General features: G+C 74.7%; 12 protein-coding genes. 8 read left to right on the top strand and 4 right to left on the bottom strand.

Annotated features, from left to right (window positions below; all coding sequences use genetic code 11):
* Positions 1–186 precede the first annotated feature (186 nt).
* From ABZ449_RS04360 to ABZ449_RS04325, 8 genes are all read left to right on the top strand, one after another.
* A complete protein-coding gene (locus ABZ449_RS04360; protein ID WP_360339934.1) occupies positions 187–1068 on the top strand; it encodes a universal stress protein in 882 nt (293 codons plus the stop codon).
* A 179-nt stretch (positions 1069–1247) separates the two neighbouring features.
* Positions 1248–1781, top strand: coding sequence for a flavodoxin domain-containing protein (locus ABZ449_RS04355; protein ID WP_360339931.1), 534 nt, complete (start codon positions 1248–1250; stop codon positions 1779–1781).
* A 229-nt stretch (positions 1782–2010) separates the two neighbouring features.
* On the top strand, positions 2011–2631 hold the full coding sequence (locus ABZ449_RS04350) for a hypothetical protein (RefSeq protein WP_360339928.1): 621 nt from the start codon (positions 2011–2013) through the stop codon (positions 2629–2631).
* Between the two features lie 25 nt (positions 2632–2656).
* On the top strand, positions 2657–6760 hold the full coding sequence (locus ABZ449_RS04345) for a hydantoinase B/oxoprolinase family protein (protein ID WP_360339925.1): 4104 nt from the start codon (positions 2657–2659) through the stop codon (positions 6758–6760).
* 134 nt (positions 6761–6894) lie between these two features.
* Positions 6895–7113 (top strand): hypothetical protein, encoded by a 219-nt coding sequence (locus ABZ449_RS04340; RefSeq protein ID WP_360339922.1) that lies wholly within the window; start codon positions 6895–6897, stop codon positions 7111–7113.
* 53 nt (positions 7114–7166) lie between these two features.
* Complete coding sequence (locus ABZ449_RS04335) at positions 7167–10055, top strand: cation-transporting P-type ATPase (protein ID WP_360339919.1); 2889 nt, start codon at positions 7167–7169, stop codon at positions 10053–10055.
* Between the two features lie 229 nt (positions 10056–10284).
* Positions 10285–12648, top strand: coding sequence for a phosphoenolpyruvate synthase (gene ppsA, locus ABZ449_RS04330; RefSeq protein ID WP_360339916.1), 2364 nt, complete (start codon positions 10285–10287; stop codon positions 12646–12648).
* Positions 12649–12694: 46 nt separating this feature from the next.
* On the top strand, positions 12695–13735 hold the full coding sequence (locus ABZ449_RS04325) for a zinc-binding alcohol dehydrogenase family protein (RefSeq protein WP_360339913.1): 1041 nt from the start codon (positions 12695–12697) through the stop codon (positions 13733–13735).
* A 188-nt stretch (positions 13736–13923) separates the two neighbouring features.
* Here the strand turns inward: ABZ449_RS04325 and ABZ449_RS04320 are convergent, their stop codons facing one another.
* From ABZ449_RS04320 to ABZ449_RS04305, 4 genes are all read right to left on the bottom strand, one after another.
* Positions 13924–14568 carry a ferritin family protein gene (locus tag ABZ449_RS04320; protein ID WP_360339910.1) on the bottom strand — a complete coding sequence of 215 codons (645 nt, stop codon included), beginning with the start codon at positions 14566–14568 and terminating at the stop codon, positions 13924–13926.
* 516 nt (positions 14569–15084) lie between these two features.
* Positions 15085–15594 (bottom strand): hydrogenase maturation protease, encoded by a 510-nt coding sequence (locus tag ABZ449_RS04315; protein WP_360339907.1) that lies wholly within the window; start codon positions 15592–15594, stop codon positions 15085–15087.
* A complete protein-coding gene (locus ABZ449_RS04310) occupies positions 15591–16886 on the bottom strand; it encodes a nickel-dependent hydrogenase large subunit (protein WP_360339904.1) in 1296 nt (431 codons plus the stop codon). The genes ABZ449_RS04315 and ABZ449_RS04310 overlap by 4 nt, the downstream gene beginning before the upstream one ends.
* Positions 16883–17662 (bottom strand): oxidoreductase, encoded by a 780-nt coding sequence (locus ABZ449_RS04305; protein WP_360339901.1) that lies wholly within the window; start codon positions 17660–17662, stop codon positions 16883–16885. Before ABZ449_RS04305 ends, ABZ449_RS04310 begins: the two co-directional genes overlap by 4 nt.

Here is a 17662-nt window from a genome sequence, read left to right as displayed (position 1 = left end):
GGGAGCCGCCCGGCCGCCCCTGGGCCCCAGACACCGGACGGGGCCGTCCCGGGTGGGACCGCCGGACTCCCGCGGCTGGGCCGGTCGGCCCTCGCGGCGGCCGTGGGGGCTGCCTAGCGTGGGAGCAGGGTCCAGGTCATCGACATCACCGAAGCCATCGGGATCACCGGACCGAGGAGAACCACCATGACGTCCGCAAGCTCCGACGGCCGCCCCGGCCGTTCCGTCGTCCTCGGCGTCGACGCCCTCGACACCGGCTCGATGCCCGCCGCCTGGGCCGCCGACGAAGCCGCCCGCAGGGGCCTGCCGCTGCGGCTGGTGCACGCCGTCCCGTCGCTGTACCGCGAGTTCCGGCCCTTCGACGAGGGCCGCTACCACAAGGCCCTGCGGGAGCGGGGCGACCGGGCACTCGACCGGGCCGCCACCGTGGCCCGGGAGCGCCACCCCGGGCTGGAGGTGACCACCCTGGTCGCGGAGGACGTTCCGGCACCCGCACTGTGCCGGGAGTCCCGCGGCGCCGCACTCGTCGTCCTCGGCTCCCGTCGGCTGAGCCGGATGGAGGAGGCGCTGAGCACCTACTCGGTGGCCGTCCCGGTCAGCGCCCAGGCGCACTGCCCGGTGGTCGTCGTCCGCGAGCCCGAACACACCACCCAGGACCCGCCGTACGTCGTGCTCGGTGTGGACGGCAGCCCGTCCTCGGAACCCGCCGTCGACTTCGCCTTCGCGTACGCGGACGAGCGCCGGGCCGCGCTGCGCGTCCTGTGGGTCTGGCAGCGCCCGCCGGTCGGCAACCCGGACGAACCCGCCGCCGGGCAGCTGCTGCGCCGTCTGCTCTTCGAGTCCACCGCGGGCCGGCACGAACACCACCCGGACGTGACCGTGACCCACGAACTCGTGCACGGCCACCCGGTCGAGGAGCTGGCCCGGGCCGCCGGGCACGCCCTCGCGGTGGTCGTCGGCCGACGCGGCGACGGCGGGTTCACCGGTATGCGCCTCGGCTCCGTGCCCCACGGCCTGCTGCGCCGCTCCCACTGCCCCGTGGTGACGGTGCCCGCCCACCCGCAGTGACCCGGACCGCTCGCGGCCGGCGCCGGTGCCGTCGTCATGACGCCACGGCACGACCGGACGCGACCCCGGCCCCCCGGCGCGTCGGCCGACGTGCCCGTCCGGCGCCCCGGTCGGGCCGAACGGCCCACCGCGACGGCGGAGTTCCCGAGCCAGCCTGGAAATGACGAAAGGTGGAGACCATGCACACCGTGATCGTGTACGAGAGCATGTACGGCAACACCAGGGAGGTCGCCGAGGCGATCGCCGAGGGTGTTCGCCAGACCGACCCCGAGGCGGCCGTCGACTGCCTCCCGGTGTCCGAGGCGGACGCGGACACCACGCGGTCCGCGGACCTGCTGGTGGTCGGCGGCCCGACCCACATGCACGGCATGTCCTCCGGCCTCAGCCGCCGGATGGCCGCCGCTGCCGAGAAGCACAAGGAGGGCCACGAGGAGGCCGCCGCCGAGGCGCGGAAGACCGTCGAGGGTCCGGGCCTGCGGGCCTGGTTCCACGACCTTCCGACGACCGAGTCCGGCACCCACGCCGCCGCGTTCGACACCCGGGTCGACATGCCGCGGGCCGGCGGCGCGGCCAACGGCATCGCCCACCGGCTCTCCCACCACCACTACGACGTGGTCGCCGAACCCGAGGGCTTCATCGTGGAGGACAACGACGGACCGCTGCGCGCCGGCGAGCTCGACCGGGCCCGCGCATGGGGCTCGCGCCTGGTCTGATCCCCGCCCGGAGCACGTCGCGCGCGGGTATCGGTGCCCGGGGTCGCCCCCGCTGTCCTGCGCGCCCGCGCGGGAACCGGTCCCGGGCAGCACCCCACCGGTGGTGCCCGGGCGCCCGGCCGGTCCGGGAGTCCGCTCCGCGAGTGCGGTCCGGGAACGCCGCGCCCCAGGCGTCCCCGCCGGATCGGGGTGAGACTGGTCGGGGAGCCGGAGGACGGGAGTGAACGCGATGCCTGACGGCGCACACGGCGAGTACCGCGCCCTGGTCGGTGAGCTGGCCGCTCTGGTACGGCTGGCACACACCGCACTGTCCGGCGTGACGGCGGTACTGACGGACCCGGCCGACGATGGGGAGGGGATCCCGGCCGCGGAGAAGGCCCTGGCGGAGTTGCTCACCCGGATCGAGGAGGACGCCGCCGCGACGCCCGGCGGACGGGCCGGGGTCGTGGTGGCCGTCCACGTGGGGTGCGAGGTGGAGGCACTCGAACAGCTGGCACGACGGCTGCTGGAGGCGGCCTGGGCGCGCCAGGAGCGGGAGCCGTTCGACGACCGGCTGCGGGCCCCGGTGCACGGGATCGCGAGCGCCGCACTGGACCTGGTCGCCCGCAGCGCCGACGCCCTGGAGTCGGGGGCGGCCGAGGGTGTCGCGGACGTGCTGGCGGAGCTGCCCGAGATCGGGCGGCGGCAGCGGCTGCTGTACGAACTGCTGCTCCGCGAGCCGGGGACGGACCCGGTCGACGCCACCGATCTCGTGCTGCTGTCCTGCTGCTACCAGCAGTGCGCCGACCGGGCCGGGGCGATCGCCCGGAACGCCGTGCTCTTCTCGCACGCGGGGCTCCGGGAGAACTGACGCGGCACGGCGGAGGGAGCCGGTCATGGCGGCCAGGGGCTGGCAGTTCTGGGTGGACCGGGGCGGGACCTTCACCGACGTGGTCGCGCTGGCTCCGGACGGCCGACTGCTCACCCACAAGCTGCTGTCGCACGACCCGGCCCGCTACCGGGACCCCGCCGTGGCCGGGATCCGGGCCCTGCTGCCGCCCGACGCCGACCTCGAAACGGACGTCGACTCGGTCCGGATGGGCACCACGGTGGCCACCAACGCCCTGCTGGAACGGACCGGCGAGCCGACCGCCCTGGTCATCACGCGCGGCTTCGCGGACGCGCTGCGGATCGGCTACCAGAACCGGCCGCGGATCTTCGCCCGCGAGATCGTGCTGCCGCAGCCGCTGTACACCCGGGTCGTCGAGGTGGACGAGCGGATCGCCGCCGACGGCGACGTGCTGCGGCCACCCGACCTCGACCGGCTCACCGAGGACCTGCGCGCCTGTCTGCGCGAGGGCATCCGCTCCGTCGCGGTGGTCTGCCTGCACAGCTACCTGCACCCCGAGCACGAGCGGGAGATCGGGCGCCTCGCCGAGCGGCTGGGCTTCGGGCAGGTCTCCCTGTCCAGCGAGGCCAGCCCGCTGATGAAGCTGGTGCCGCGCGGGGACACCGCCGTGGTGGACGCCTACCTCGACCCCGGGCTGCGCCGCTACGTCCGGCAGGTGTCGGAGGAACTCGCCGGTGTCCGGCTGATGTTCATGCAGTCCAACGGCGGCCTCGCGGCGGCCGGGCACTTCCGGGGCAAGGACGCGATCCTCTCCGGCCCGGCCGGCGGGATCGTCGGCATGGTGCGGATGTCCGCGCTGGCCGGCCACGAGCGGGTGATCGGCTTCGACATGGGCGGCACGTCCACGGACGTCTCGCACTTCGCGGGCGAGTACGAGCGGGTGGTCACCACCCAGGTCGCGGGGGTGCGACTGCGGGCACCGATGCTGGCCATCCACACCGTCGCGGCCGGCGGCGGCTCGGTGCTGCGCTTCGACGGCGAGCGCCTGCGCGTCGGGCCCGACTCGGCCGGCGCCGACCCGGGCCCGGCCTGCTACCGGGGCGGGGGGCCGCTGACCGTCACCGACGCCAACCTGCTGCTCGGCCGCATCCAGGCCGAGCACTTCCCCCACGTCTTCGGAGCGGACGGCGACCAGCCGCTCGACACCGGGCTGACCCGGCGCCGCTTCGCCGAACTCGCCGAGGAGATCGGCGGACTGTCGGTCGAGGAGGCGGCCGAGGGCTTCCTGCGGATCGCGGTGGGCAACATCGCCAACGCGGTCAAGCGGATCTCCGTCCAACAGGGCCACGACGTCACCCGCTACGCCCTGACCACCTTCGGCGGTGCGGGCGGCCAGGTCGCCTGCCCGGTGGCGGAGGCGCTGGGCATCCGCACCGTCCTCGTCCCGCCGATGGCCGGGGTGCTGTCCGCCCTCGGCATCGGCCTGGCCGACACCACCGTCCTGCGCGAGCACGCCGTCGAACGCCCCCTGGCCGAGGAGGAGATGGGCGCCGTACGAGCGCTCGCCGACGACCTGGCGCAGGCGGTCACGGGAGAGCTGCTGGACCAGGGCGTCCCGCGGGAGCGGATCCGACTCGCCCACCGGGCCCGGCTGGGCTATCGGGGCACCGACACCACGATCGCCGTCCCGCTCGGCGAACCGGCCGGTATGCGGGCCGAGTTCGAGGAGCGGCACCGTTCCACCTACTCCTTCCTGATGGACCGCCCGCTGGTGATCGAGGCCCTCGCGGTCGAGGGCACCGGCCTCACCGAACAGCCGGAACTCGGCGGTGCCCTCTCACCCTCGAACACCCCGGCCGAGCCGGTCACCGTCGGGATGTACACCGGCGGCCGGTGGCGGCGGGTCCCGCTGCTGGAACGCGAGTCGCTGCGCGCGGACGACACCGTCCCCGGCCCGGCCGTGATCGCCGAGGCCAACGCCACCACCGTGGTGGACACCGGCTGGCGGGCCACCGTCACCGCCGCCGGGCACCTGCGGGTCGAACAGGTCCGGGCCACCGCCGAGGAGGCCGTCCCGACCGCCGCCGACCCGGTGCTGCTGGAGGTCTTCAACAACCTCTTCATGGCGATCGCCCAGCAGATGGGCGCCCGGCTGGAGTCCACCGCCCAGTCCGTCAACATCAAGGAGCGGCTCGACTTCTCCTGCGCACTCTTCGACCCGGACGGCAACCTGATCGCCAACGCCCCGCACATCCCCGTCCACCTCGGCTCGATGGGCGCCACCGTCAAGGAGGTGCTGCGCCGGCAGGGTCCACGGCTGCGGCCCGGCGACGCCTACGCCGTCAACGACCCCTACCACGGCGGCACCCACCTGCCCGACGTCACCGTGGTGACCCCGGTCTTCGCCCCGGACGGCGATCAGGTCCTGTTCTTCGTCGCCTCGCGCGGCCACCACGCCGAGATCGGCGGCACCTCCCCCGGCTCGATGCCCGCCGACAGCCGCGAGATCCACCAGGAGGGCGTGCTCTTCGACAACTGGCCGCTGGTGGCGGACGGGCGGCTGCGCGAGGAGGAGACCGTACGGCTGCTCACCGAGGCGCCGTACCCCTCCCGCGACCCCGACACCAACCTCGCCGACCTGCGCGCCCAGATCGCCGCCAACCGCAAGGGCGTCGACGAGGTCAACGCGATGATCGAACACTTCGGTCTCGACGTCGTCCACGCCTACATGCGGCACGTCCAGGACAACGCCGAGCAGGCGGTGCGGCGGGCCGTCGAGGGGCTGTCCGACGGCTCGTACCGCTACGAGACCGACTCCGGCGCCGTGATCGCCGTCTCGGTGCGCGTCGACCGCCGGGACCACAGCGCCACCATCGACTTCACCGGCACCTCGCCCCAGCTCGACAGCAACCTCAACGCCCCCTCCGCCGTCGTCACCGCCGCCGTCCTGTACGTCTTCCGCACCCTCGTCGACGACGACATCCCGCTCAACGACGGCTGCCTGCGCCCCCTGCGGATCGTCGTGCCGCCCGGCTCGATGCTCTCGCCGCAGTACCCGGCCGCCGTCGCCGCCGGGAACGTCGAGACCTCGCAGGCCATCGTCGGCGCGCTCTACGCGGCGCTCGGCGTGCAGGCGGAGGGATCCGGCACGATGAACAACCTCAGTTTCGGCAACGCGGAACACCAGTACTACGAGACCATCGCCTCCGGCTCCGGCGCCGGCCCGGGCTTCGACGGGGCGGACGCCGTGCAGACCCACATGACCAACTCCCGCCTCACCGACCCGGAGGTGCTGGAGTGGCGCCTACCGGTCCTGGTCGAGGAGTTCTCCGTCCGCCCTGACAGCGGCGGCGACGGGCGCCACCACGGCGGCAACGGCGTCCTGCGGCGGCTGCGCTTCCGCGAACCCATGACCGTCAGCCTGCTCACCGGCCACCGCCGCGTCCCTCCGTACGGCCTCGCCGGCGGGTCCCCGGGCGCGCTCGGCGCCAACCGCGTCCTGCGCGCCGACGGCACCGCCGAGGAACTGCCCGGGTACGGAAGCGCCGAGGTCGCGGCCGGTGACGCGCTGGAGATCCGCACCCCGGGCGGCGGCGGCTACGGTGGCCGACACCACCCGTCGTTCACGCCGACGTCCCTGTCCTCCCGTCCGGTCCGACCCCCGAGGAGCACGCCGATGACCGACCTCACCCGCCCCCACCTGCTCGCGGCCATCGAACTCGCCGCCTCCGCCCGCGCCCACGGCAACCACCCCTTCGGAGCGCTGCTGACCGACGAGTCCGGAAGCGTCCTGCTCACGGCCGAGAACACCGTGCTGACCGACCACGACGTCACGGCGCACGCGGAGACCAACCTGGTCCGACAGGCCTGCCGCTCCATGGCCCCGCACCAGCTCACCGCAGCCGTCCTGTACAGCAGCACCGAGCCGTGCGCGATGTGCGCCGGCGCGATCCACTGGAGCGGCATCCGGCGGGTCGTCTACGCGCTCGCCGCCACCGAACTGAACGCGATCGCCGGTGTGGACCCGGACGAACCGGTGCTCGACCTGCCCTGCCGCCAGGTATTCGCGGCCGGCGGCAGCGCGGTGGAGGTCTCCGGCCCGCACCTCTTCGAGGAGGCCACCGCCGTACACACGGGGTACTGGGGCTGACCGGCGGCCTCCCCGGGCATGTCGCCGGGCCCCCGGACACGTCGGCACCGTCGAGCACGCGGTGGCCGCCGTGGAGCAGCAGACTTGAACCCGGGCCCACCGACCCGGCGGGCCGAAGGGCACAGGAGAGGGCGATGAGCGCGACGGAACCCCTGCCCGCGGACACCCGGGCCTGGACGGTGGAGCACCCCGGGCCGGTCGGTGGGCCGGCGCCGGGCCCGCTGGTGTGGGAGCGGCGGCCACTGGACGCGCCCGGCCCGGTGGAGGACGTGATGACACCGACCAGCGCGCACCCGGCCGCAGTACCCGCTGCCGGCGTCCTCGGGACGGCCCGGACGACCGGCCGGGGCTGATCGTGGCCTCCGACGCCCGGGCCGGGCCCCGGAGCGTCCCACCCGTCGCCGGTGTGCCCGCGCCCGAACCGCGCGAGCCCCTCGATCTGCTCTTCCGCGACCTGCGGACCTCCCCGGAGGGCCTGGGCGAGCGCGAGGCCGCCCGCAGGCGGACGGTGTACGGGCCCAACGCGCTCGTGCGCCGCGAGGGACGGCACTGGCCGCACGAACTGGCCCGCCAGTTCACCCACCCCCTGGCCCTGTTGCTGGCCTGCGCCGCCACGCTGGCGGCCGTGAGCCGCGCCCCGAACCTCACCGGCGCGATCCTGGCGGTGATCGGGCTCAACGCCCTGCTCGCCTTCGCCCAGGAACGCCAGGCCGAACGCGCGGTGGAAGCACTGGCCGGCTTCCTGCCCGACGAGGCCACAGTGGTCCGCGAGGGCCGACGGCGGTCGGTGCCCGCGACGGAACTGGTGCCCGGCGACGTCCTCGTGGTCGAGGAGGGCGACCGGGTGTCGGCCGACGCCCGCCTGCTCTCCGGCGGGGTGGAGGTGGACCTCTCGGCGCTCACCGGTGAGTCCGCCCCGGTGTTCCGCTCCGCCGAGTCCACGGACGGCTCCGGCCCGCTGCTGGACGCCCCTGACCTGCTGTTCTCCGGCGCGGCCTGTACCGGGGGAACGGCCGTGGCGGTGGTGACGGCCACGGGGATGCACACCGAGCTCGGACGGATCGCCGCGCTCAGCCAGCGCACCCGGCGGGAGGAGAGCCCGCTGGAGCAGCAGGTCAAGCGGGTCGCCCGGCTGATCGCGGTGATCGCGGTCGGCGTGGGGCTCGCGTTCCTGCCGATGGGGCTGGCGGCCGGCCTCTCGCTGACCGCCTCGGTGGCCTTCGCCATCGGCCTGCTCGTCGCCAACGTGCCCGAGGGCCTGCTGCCGACGATCACCCTCGCTCTCGCCTCCGGCGTGCGGGACCTCGCCCGGCGCGGCGCCGTGGTCAAGCGGCTGTCCGCCGTGGAGACCCTCGGCTCGACCACCACGATCTGCACCGACAAGACCGGCACGCTGACCGAGAACCGGATGCGGGTGACGCAGGTGTGGACGCCCGGAACCGGCGCGATCGGAGCCCCGGTCCCGGACGACGAGGCCCTGACGCTCGCCGACGCCGCCGCCCTCTGCACCACCGCCGACCCGGCGGCGGGCCACGGTGACCCGACCGAACTCGCCCTCCTCGACCTGGCCACCCGCCTCGGCACCGACCGGACCCCGCACCGGCGGGACCGGGAGCGCCGCGCGCTGTTCCGCTTCGACCCCCGCCTCAAGCTCATGACCACGGCGGACAGCCGTGACGGCACCGTCGTCCTGCACACCAAGGGAGCCCCCGAGGAGGTGCTCACCCACGCCACCCGGCTGCTCGACCACGGCTCCGAGCGCCCGATCGTCCCGGCCGATCGCGCCGAGGTGGTGCACACCGTCAGCGGGCTGGCGGCCCGGGGGCTGCGCGTCCTCGCCGTCGCGAGCCGGGCGCTCGCACCCGGGCAACCGCCCCCCGCCCGACGCGAGGACGCCGAACACGACCTGTGCCTGATCGGCCTGGTCGCCATGTCCGACCCGCCCCGGCCCGAGGTGCCGGACGCCATCCGCAGGGCCCACCGGGCCGGTGTCACCGTGCACGTGGTCACCGGTGACAACGGCCTGACCGCCGCGGCCGTCGCCGAACAGGTCGGCATCGGCCACCGCGGCATGCGCATCGTCACCGGCACCGAACTCGACGCGATGGGCGACGACCGGCTGGACGCGCTGCTGTCCCGCGGCGAGGAGGTGATCTTCGCCCGGGCGTCGCCCGAGGCCAAGCTGCGCATCGCCGACGCGCTGCGGGCCGAGGGCCACACCGTCGCCATGACCGGCGACGGCGTCAACGACGCGCCCGCCCTGCGACGCGCCGACATCGGTGTCGCCATGGGCCGCTCCGGGACCGAGGTCGCCCGGGAAGCCGCCACGATGGTGCTCACCGACGACAACTTCGCCACCATCATCGCGGCCGTCGAGGAGGGGCGGCGCACCTACGACAACATCCGCAAGTTCATCGTCTACATCTTCACCCACGCGGTTCCGGAGGTCGTGCCCTTCCTGGTCTTCGCGCTCGCCGGAGGCGCCGTCCCACTGCCCTTGACGGTGATGCAGATCCTCGCCATCGACCTCGGCACCGACACCCTGCCAGCCCTCGCCCTCGGCCGTGAGCGGGCCGAACCCGGCCTGATGGACCGACCTCCCCGGCCCCGCTCGGAGCGGGTCATCCGACCGGGCATGCTCGCCCGGGCGTGGGGCTTCCTCGGCCTGATCTCCGCCGCCCTGGTCATGGGCGGCTTCTTCCTCACCCTCGGGCGGGCCGGCTGGCACCCCGGCGATCCGACCGGTCCCGGGACCGCCCTCCACCTCGCCTACCAACAGGCCACCACCGTCGCCTGGCTGGGAATCGTCGCCTGCCAGGTCGGTACCGCCTTCGCCGCCCGGACCGACCGGGCCCCGCTGCGGGCCGTCGGTGTGTTCGGCAACCGCCAACTGCTCGGCGGGATCGGCTTCTCGCTCGCGTTCGCCGCCGCGGTGGTCTACCTGCCGGTGCTGCAGAGGATGTTCGGCACCGCGGCCCTCTCCCCGACCCAGCTGCTCACCGTGGCGCCGTTCCCGTTCCTGGTCTGGGGCTCGGACGAACTGCGCCGCGCGGTCGTCCGCCGCCGTACGCCCTCGCCCTCGCCCGTGGCACGGCCGGCTCCCGTGGCACGGCCGGCTCCCGTACCGGGTTCCGCTCTGCCGGGTCCGCGCCACCCGCTCCCCACCCTCCTCGCCCGGCACGGCTGGAACGCGCACCGCCTCGCCCACGCCCTCGGCGTCGGGGAACACGCGGCCGCCGAGATCGTCGCGCACGCCCGCCGGATCTCCGCGGAGCACGGTCGGCGGCCGCCGTGAGCGCCGCTCCCCCGTGTCCTCGTCCCGCCGCCGGCGGCGGAGGGCCGCCTCTCCGACCCCGCTCGCCCCGATGGGGTCGGCCGGCCCCGGTAGCCCGGCCGACCGGACCGGATGCGAGGGCCGTGCGCCTCTCGGCGTTCCGGCCGGCCCGGCGGACAGTGGCAGGGACGGGTCCGACGACGGGTTCCCGCGCCGACGGGCCACCCTGCCAGCGCGCCTGGAGGCAGCCATGCGCCGTGTCATCCGCTTCCGCGACCTCCGGCGGGAGGACGTCGGCCTGGTAGGCGGCAAGAATGCCTCGCTCGGCGAGCTGATCAACGGCCTGGGCCCGGCCGGGGTCCGGGTCCCCGACGGCTTCGCCACCACGGCGGACGCCTATCGCGAACTCCTCGACGCCGACGGCCTGCGCGAGCGGATCGCCGAGCAGGTCGACCGGCTCCACCGGGGCGCCCCGCTGCCCGAGGTCGGCTCCGCGATCCGGTCTGCGGTGCTGGCCGCCCCGCTGCCTCCCGCGCTGGAGCAGGAGGTCCTCGACGCGTACGGCCGGCTCGCCGCGGAATCAGGACGGGAGGACCCGGACGTCGCGGTGCGCAGCAGCGCCACCGCCGAGGACCTGCCGGAGGCGAGCTTCGCCGGACAGCAGGAGACCTTCCTCAACGTCCGGGGCACGCCCGCCCTGCTGGACGCCTGCCGGCGCTGCTTCGCCTCGCTGTTCACCGACCGGGCGATCGACTACCGGGAGCGGATGGGCTTCGACCACCTCTCGCTCGCGCTCTCGGTCGGGGTCCAGCTGATGGTGCGCTCCGACCTGGCGGGCGCGGGCGTGGCGTTCACCCTGGACACCGAGACCGGCTTCCCCGGCGTGGTCGTGATCAGCGCCGCCTGGGGTCTGGGCGAGACGGTGGTCAGCGGCCGGGTGGACCCGGACGAGTACAGCGTGTTCAAGCCCGTGCTCAAGGACCACCGGCTCGACCCGGTGGTCCAGGTGCAGCTCGGCTCCAAGCGCCGCAAGGCCGTGTACGCCGCGGACGGCTCGACGAGGGTCGTGGACACCGACGCCCGGGAGCGCGCCCGCCCGGTGCTCGGCGAGGGCGACATCCGCACGCTCGCCGAATGGGCGGTGGCGGTCGAGGAACACTACGGCTGCCCGATGGATCTGGAGTGGGCCAAGGACGGCATCACCGGGCAGCTGTTCCTGGTCCAGGCCCGGCCGGAGACCGTGCAGTCCCGCCGCCGGGGCGAGGTGCTGCGCCGCTTCCGGCTGACCGGTTCGGGCGACCGCCTGGTGGACGGCATCGCCGTCGGTGAGGCGATCGGCGCCGGGCCGGTGTGCGCGCTGGCCGAACCGGTCGGTCTGGAGCGGTTCCCGCAGGGCGCGGTGCTGGTCACGGAGATCACCGACCCGGACTGGGAACCGCTGATGAAGCGGGCCGCCGCGATCGTCACCGACCACGGCGGGCGGACCTCTCACGCGGCGATCGTCAGCCGGGAGCTGGGCGTGCCGGCCCTGGTCGGCACCGGCACGGCGACCGCCGTGCTCACCGACGGGCAGGAGGTGACGGTCTCCTGTGCCGAGGGCGCGGAGGGGCACGTCTACGCGGGCCGCGTCGCGTACGAGGCGACCGAGACGGACCTCGGCTCGCTGCCGCCCACCCGCACCAAGGTGATGCTCAACCTGGCCGACCCCGGCGCCGCGTTCCGCTGGTGGCGGCTGCCGGCGGACGGCGTGGGCCTGGCCCGCACCGAGTTCGTCGTCGCCCACCAGGTGCGCGTCCACCCGATGGCGCTGGTCCACCCCGAGCGGCTGTCCGCCGAGGACCGGCGGCTGGTCGACGAGCTGACGTACGGCTACCCCGACCGCACCGACTACTTCGTGGACCGGCTCGCCCACGGCGTGGCCCGGATCGCCGCCTCCCGCTGGCCGGACCCGGTGGTGGTGCGCACCAGCGACTTCAAGACCAACGAGTACGCCCGGCTGATCGGCGGCGCGCCCTTCGAGCCGGTCGAGGCGAACCCGATGATCGGCTGGCGCGGCGCGAGCCGCTACTACGACCCCGGCTACCGCGAGGGCTTCGCGCTGGAGTGCCGGGCGGTGCGCCGGACCCGGGACGAACTCGGCCTGACCAACGTCGTGGTGATGATCCCCTTCTGCCGCACCCCGCAGGAGGCCGACCACGTCCTCGCCGTGATGGCCGACAACGGGCTCACCCGTGGCGCCGACGGCCTGCGGGTGTACGTCATGGCGGAGATCCCGGCCAACATCCTGCTCGCCGAGCAGTTCGCCGAGCGCTTCGACGGCTTCTCGATCGGCAGCAACGACCTCACCCAGCTCACCCTCGGCGTCGACCGCGACTCCGGCCTGCTCGCCCACCTCTTCGACGAACGGAACCCGGCTGTCACCCGCAGCGTCGAGTCCTTGATCGCCACCGCCCACGCAGCCGGCCGACACGTCGGCCTCTGCGGCCAACGCCCCAGCAACGACCCGGACTTCACCCGGTTCCTGGTGCAGGCCGGAATCGACTCGATCTCCGTCACCCCGGACAGCTTCAGCGCGGTGAAGCACGCGGTGGCCGCCGCGGAGCGGGAGACTTGAACCCGGGCCCACCGACCCCACGGACCGAGCGGTACAGGAGACGGCGATGAGCACGACGGAACCCCTGCCGGCGGAGACCCGGGCCTGGACGGTGGAGCACCCCGGGCCGGTCGGCGGGCCCCCGCCGGGCCCGCTGGCGTGGGGGCGGCGAGCGCTCGGCGCGCCCGGACCGCAGGACATCCTGGTGGAGGTGGAGGCCTGCGGGGTCTGCCGCACCGACCTCCATCTCGCGGAGGGAGACCTCTCCCCCAGGCTGGCACGGTGCACGCCGGGGCACGAGGTGGTCGGGCGCGTGCTGGCGGCGGGGGCCGGGGTCGGGGGTTTCGCCGTCGGGGACCGGGCCGGGGTGGCCTGGCTGGCCCGGACCTGCGGCGGCTGCGGGTACTGCCGCAGCGGGCGGGAGAACCTCTGCCCCGAGTCCCGCTACACCGGCTGGGACCGGCACGGCGGCTACGCCGGGCACCTCACCGCGGACGCCCGCTTCGCCTACCGGCTGCCCGAGGGCCCGCCGGCCGAGGAGCTGGCCCCGCTGCTGTGCGCCGGGATCATCGGCTACCGGGCTCTGGAACGGGCCGAACTCCCGGCGGGCGGCCTGCTCGGCATCTACGGCTTCGGCGCGTCCGCGCACCTGACCGCGCAGGTCGCCCTCGCCCGGGGCGCGCGGGTGGCCGTGTTCACCCGGGCCGCGGCGGCCCGCCGACTGGCGCTGGAACTCGGCGCCGTCTTCGCCGGCGACTCGTACGACCCGCCCCCGCAACCGCTGGACGCCGCCGTGCTGTTCGCCCCGGTCGGCGAACTCGTGCCCGTCGCGCTCGCCGCGCTGGACCGCGGCGGCACGCTCGCGGTGGCCGGCATCCACCTCACCGACATCCCGGTGCTGAACTACCAGCAGCACCTGTTCCAGGAACGCACCCTGCGCAGCGTCACCGCCAACACGCGTGCCGACGGGCTGGCCTTCCTGGCGGAGGCGGCCCGGGCCCGGCCGGTCGTCCATGTGACCCGCTACCCCCTGCGCCGGGCGGACGCGGCGCTCGCGGACCTCGCCGCGGACCGGGTGACGGGCGTCGCGGTGCTCGTCCCGGAGTAGTGCGTCCCGGGCTGCCCCGAGGTCGCCGACCGGTCCCGTACAAGGAGCCGTCGCACTGACGGCAGCTGTACACCGGCGGGGGTTCGGCGACGGCCGGCGTCCCGGCCGGGCGCCGCACGAACCGCCCGCCACCGGCGAAGCGCCGTGCCGACCGCGTCGGTCGGCACGGCGCTTGGCACGGCGGCCTGTCAGCCGAGCCGGTCGAGGGCCTGCTCGAAGGCCCTGGCGTGGCCGTCCTCGTCCCGGGCGTTGTCCCAGAAGAGCTCGGCCGCTTCGATGTCGCCCACCGCTCCGGCGCGGCTGGCGAAGGTCGGGTACATGACGGTCGCCTCGTAGTGCTCCCCGGCGATGGTCTTCCGCAGGTTGGCCCGGGTCTCGTCGACGAACCCGAACAGCACGGCCTCGGCCGTGAAGTGCTCGTGGAGTTCCACCGCGGCGGCACCCCGGAAGAGTGCGGCCACCGCCTCGTCACCGTTCTGCTCCGCCTGCTCCGCGAACACGGTGTAGCGGGCGAACGCCAGCGCCTCACCGTGCAGGGCGGTGTCGAGGTTGGCCAGGGTGCGGGCCGAACGCACCTGGGGCGGACCGGCCGGCGCCGTCACCGGGTCGACCTCGGGCGGTGCGGGCACCTGCCCCTGACCGGTCCTCACCACGTCGAGAGCGGCTTTGAACGCCTCGCTGTGGTGGGCCTCGTCGTCGGCGATCTCCGCGAAGAGGACGGCGGCGTTGTGGTCCCCGTCCTCCTCCGCCTCCTGGGCGAACCGTGGATACATCGAGGTCGCCTCGTTGACCTCCCCCGCCGCTGACACCGTCAGGTTCGCGATCTCGTTCACCGATCACGCCGGCGAGCTGTGCCTCCTCCTGGAAGTGCTCGCCCAGTTCCACGGCGGCCGTACGGCGGTAGAGGTCCCCGACGGCGGGCAGGTGCTCCCGGTCCGCCTGGTCCGCGTAGACGGTGTAGGAGGCGTGTGCGAAGGCCTCGCCACGCATCGAGGTCTGCAGGTCGGCGAGGGTCTGTGGCTGAAGCCGGGCGACCGCCGCGAAGCGGGCGGCGGGCGGGGCGGCGACGGCGGGGGTGGCGGCGGCGGGGGTGGCGGCGGCGAGCGCGGGGGCGCCGACGGCCGCCAGGCAGGCGGCGGTCGCGATGAGGGTCCGGGCGGAGGGTGGCACGTTCGTCTCCCAGCGGGCGACGGGTGATGGTGCTCGCATGAAAACAAGCCGGTCGTGGACGATCGAATACCGTGCTCCATTCGCGGTGCGTGGGTGTGTCCCGGGCGGGCGTCCGCATCCGCTCGCGCGGCAGGCCGGCAGGAGCGACGCCTTCCGTTCGGTGCTCCGGACCCGCGCGATCACGACCGGACGCCGTGCCCCCGGTGCGCGTCCACCGCCCCGCGGACCTCGGCGACGAGGCGCGGCACCGCGGCGGCGACGGCCGGGCTCAGGCCCTCGCCGATCGAGAAGTCCGCTCCCTCGACCGCGACGATCAGCAGTTCGCGCGGCAGCCTGCCCAGGGCGGCCGCCAGCGCGACACCGTAGCCCAGCCCCAGGCCGTGCGTGCCCGCCGCGGCCGTCCCGTCCGCCGGGGCGTCGGCGGGCAGTCGGTCGGCGTCGACGCTGACGCGGTGGATCCTGCCGGGCTCCCCCGGGTCCACGCGCAACGCGTCGACGACGACGGCGAGGTCGGCTCCGTCCCACAGCTCCATCAGCCGGCTGGACTCACCGTCACACAGCGTGAGCCGGTCGGCGGCCAGGCCCGCGGTCGAGAGTTCCGCGAGGACGGCCACGGCGGCACCGTCGTCGCGGCGGTACTCGTTGCCGACGCCGATCACGACGATCCGCCCGCCCCCCTCGGCCGTCACCTCCGCTCCACGGCAAGGGTGAGGAAGTGCGCCGCGCAGGAGATGCACGGGTCGTAGCTGCGGATCGCCCGCTCGCACTGCCGGGTCAACTCGGCGTCGTCCAGGTGCAGTCGGGGTTGGATGAAGGCGCGGAGGTCGGCTTCGATGGCGGTCTGGTTCTGCGCGGTGGGCGGGACGATGACGGCCAGCCGGACGATCCCCTCCTCGTCGATGTCGTACCGGTGGTAGAGCAGCCCGCGCGGCGCCTCGGTCGCGCCGTATCCGGAACCGGCCCTGGGCGGGACCGGAACGGCCGGGGCGGGCGGCGGCTCGTACCGCTCGATGATCCGCTGCGCTTCGGTGACGGCCCACAGCACCTCGACCGCGCGGATCGCGATGCTGCGGAAGGGGTTGTCGCAGTGCGCTCCGAGCCCGGCCTCGGCCGCCAGGTCGCGCAGGCCGGCGGGCAGCCGTCCGCTGTTGAGGTTCCACCGGGCGAGCGGCCCGGTGAGGTGAGGTCGGCCGTCGAGCGCGGCGTGCAGCGCGGTGGAGTGACGCACCTGGTGCTCGCGGACGTGCCGCTCGAACTCCGCCACGTCGAACGGGCCCGCCTGGGCGCCGGTGGGGGTCCCGGAGTCGATGGCGTAGCCGTCCGGGTCACTGAGCGCGAGCAGCTCGTGCCGGACCGCCAGCGGCGGGATCTCGAAGCCCGCCACCCAGCCGAGGGTGTCCTCGGCGTCGACCCGGGCCTGGCCCAGGACCGCCGACAGGTGGCCGAGTTCGGCCCGCGTCGGGAGCCGGTGGAAGCCGCCGAGCCGGACGTTGACCGGGTGGATCGCCCGCCCGCCGAGGACCTCGACGATCTCGTTGCCGGCCTTCTTCAGCCGAAGGCCGCGCCGCAGCGGGGCCGGGTCGCTGCGCGCCAGTGCGAGCCCGTCCGGCAGGCCCAGGAAGTCGGGGGCGTGCAGGAGGTGGATGTGCAGGGCGTGGCTCTCGATCCACTCCCCGCAGTACAACAGTCTTCGCAGTAGGGAGAGTTGGCCGTCCACCGCGACCCCGCAGGCGTCCTCCACGGCACGGCAGGCGGTCAGCTGGTACGCCACCGGGCAGATCCCGCAGATCCGGGAGGTGAGGTCGGGCGGCTCGGTGTACCGGCGTCCGCGCAGCAGCGCCTCGAAGTACCGCGGGGGCTCGTAGATCGCCAGCTGGACGCTCTCGACCTCGTCGCCGCGGACGGACACGTGCAACGCGCCCTCGCCCTCGACGCGGGCCAGCGCACCGACGGTGAGCGTCCGCCCGGTGCGGTGGGTCATCCGCTGTCCTCCGTCGCCTCTCGGGCCGCCTCCGCGAAGCCGGGGGCCTCGGCGTTGAACGTACGGTAGAGCCGGGCCGCGTCCTCGTCCGCCACGCCGTCGCGGCGCAGCAGTGGCAGCAGGGCACGGGTGTTCGGTGTCTCCATCGGCCCGAAGCAGCCGTAGCAGCCGCGCCCGTACGCCGGGCAGATCGCGCCGCAGCCGGCCTGGGTGACCGGACCGAGGCACGGGGTGCCGTGGGCGACGGTGACGCAGGTGGTGCCGCGCAGCTTGCACTCGAAGCAGACGCTGTGGGTGGGGACGTCGGGCTTGCGGTCCGCCAGGAAGGCGGTGATGACCTCCAGCAGTTGCCGCCTGTCGATCGGGCAGCCGCGCAGTTCCAGGTCGACCGGGACGTGGGCGGAGACCGGGGTGGAGTCCTGGAGGCTGTCGACGTACTCGGGCCGGGCGTAGACGGTGGCCTGGTACTCGGGCAGGCTCACCAGGTTGCGCAGCGCCTGGACCCCTCCGGCGGTGGCGCAGGCGCCGATGGTCACCAGGTGGCGGGACTGCTCCCGGACCTGCCGGATGCGCTCCAGGTCGGCGGCCGTCGCGATGGAGCCCTCGACCAGGGACAGGTCGTAGGGCGGCGGCAGTTCCCGGCTGGAGGCCTCCAGGAAGTAGCCGATCTCGACCGCGCCCGCGAGTGCGACGAGTTCGTCCTCGCAGTCGAGGAGGGTCAGCTGGCAGCCGTCGCAGGAGGAGAACTTCCACACGGCCAGGCGCGGGGCGGCCAC

Source organism: Kitasatospora sp. NPDC005856, assembly GCF_040629945.1.
Classification (GTDB): Bacteria; Actinomycetota; Actinomycetes; order Streptomycetales; family Streptomycetaceae; genus Kitasatospora.
The sequence above is the reverse complement of the archived record's forward strand: the minus strand, read 5'-3'. Positions and strand labels throughout refer to the sequence as shown.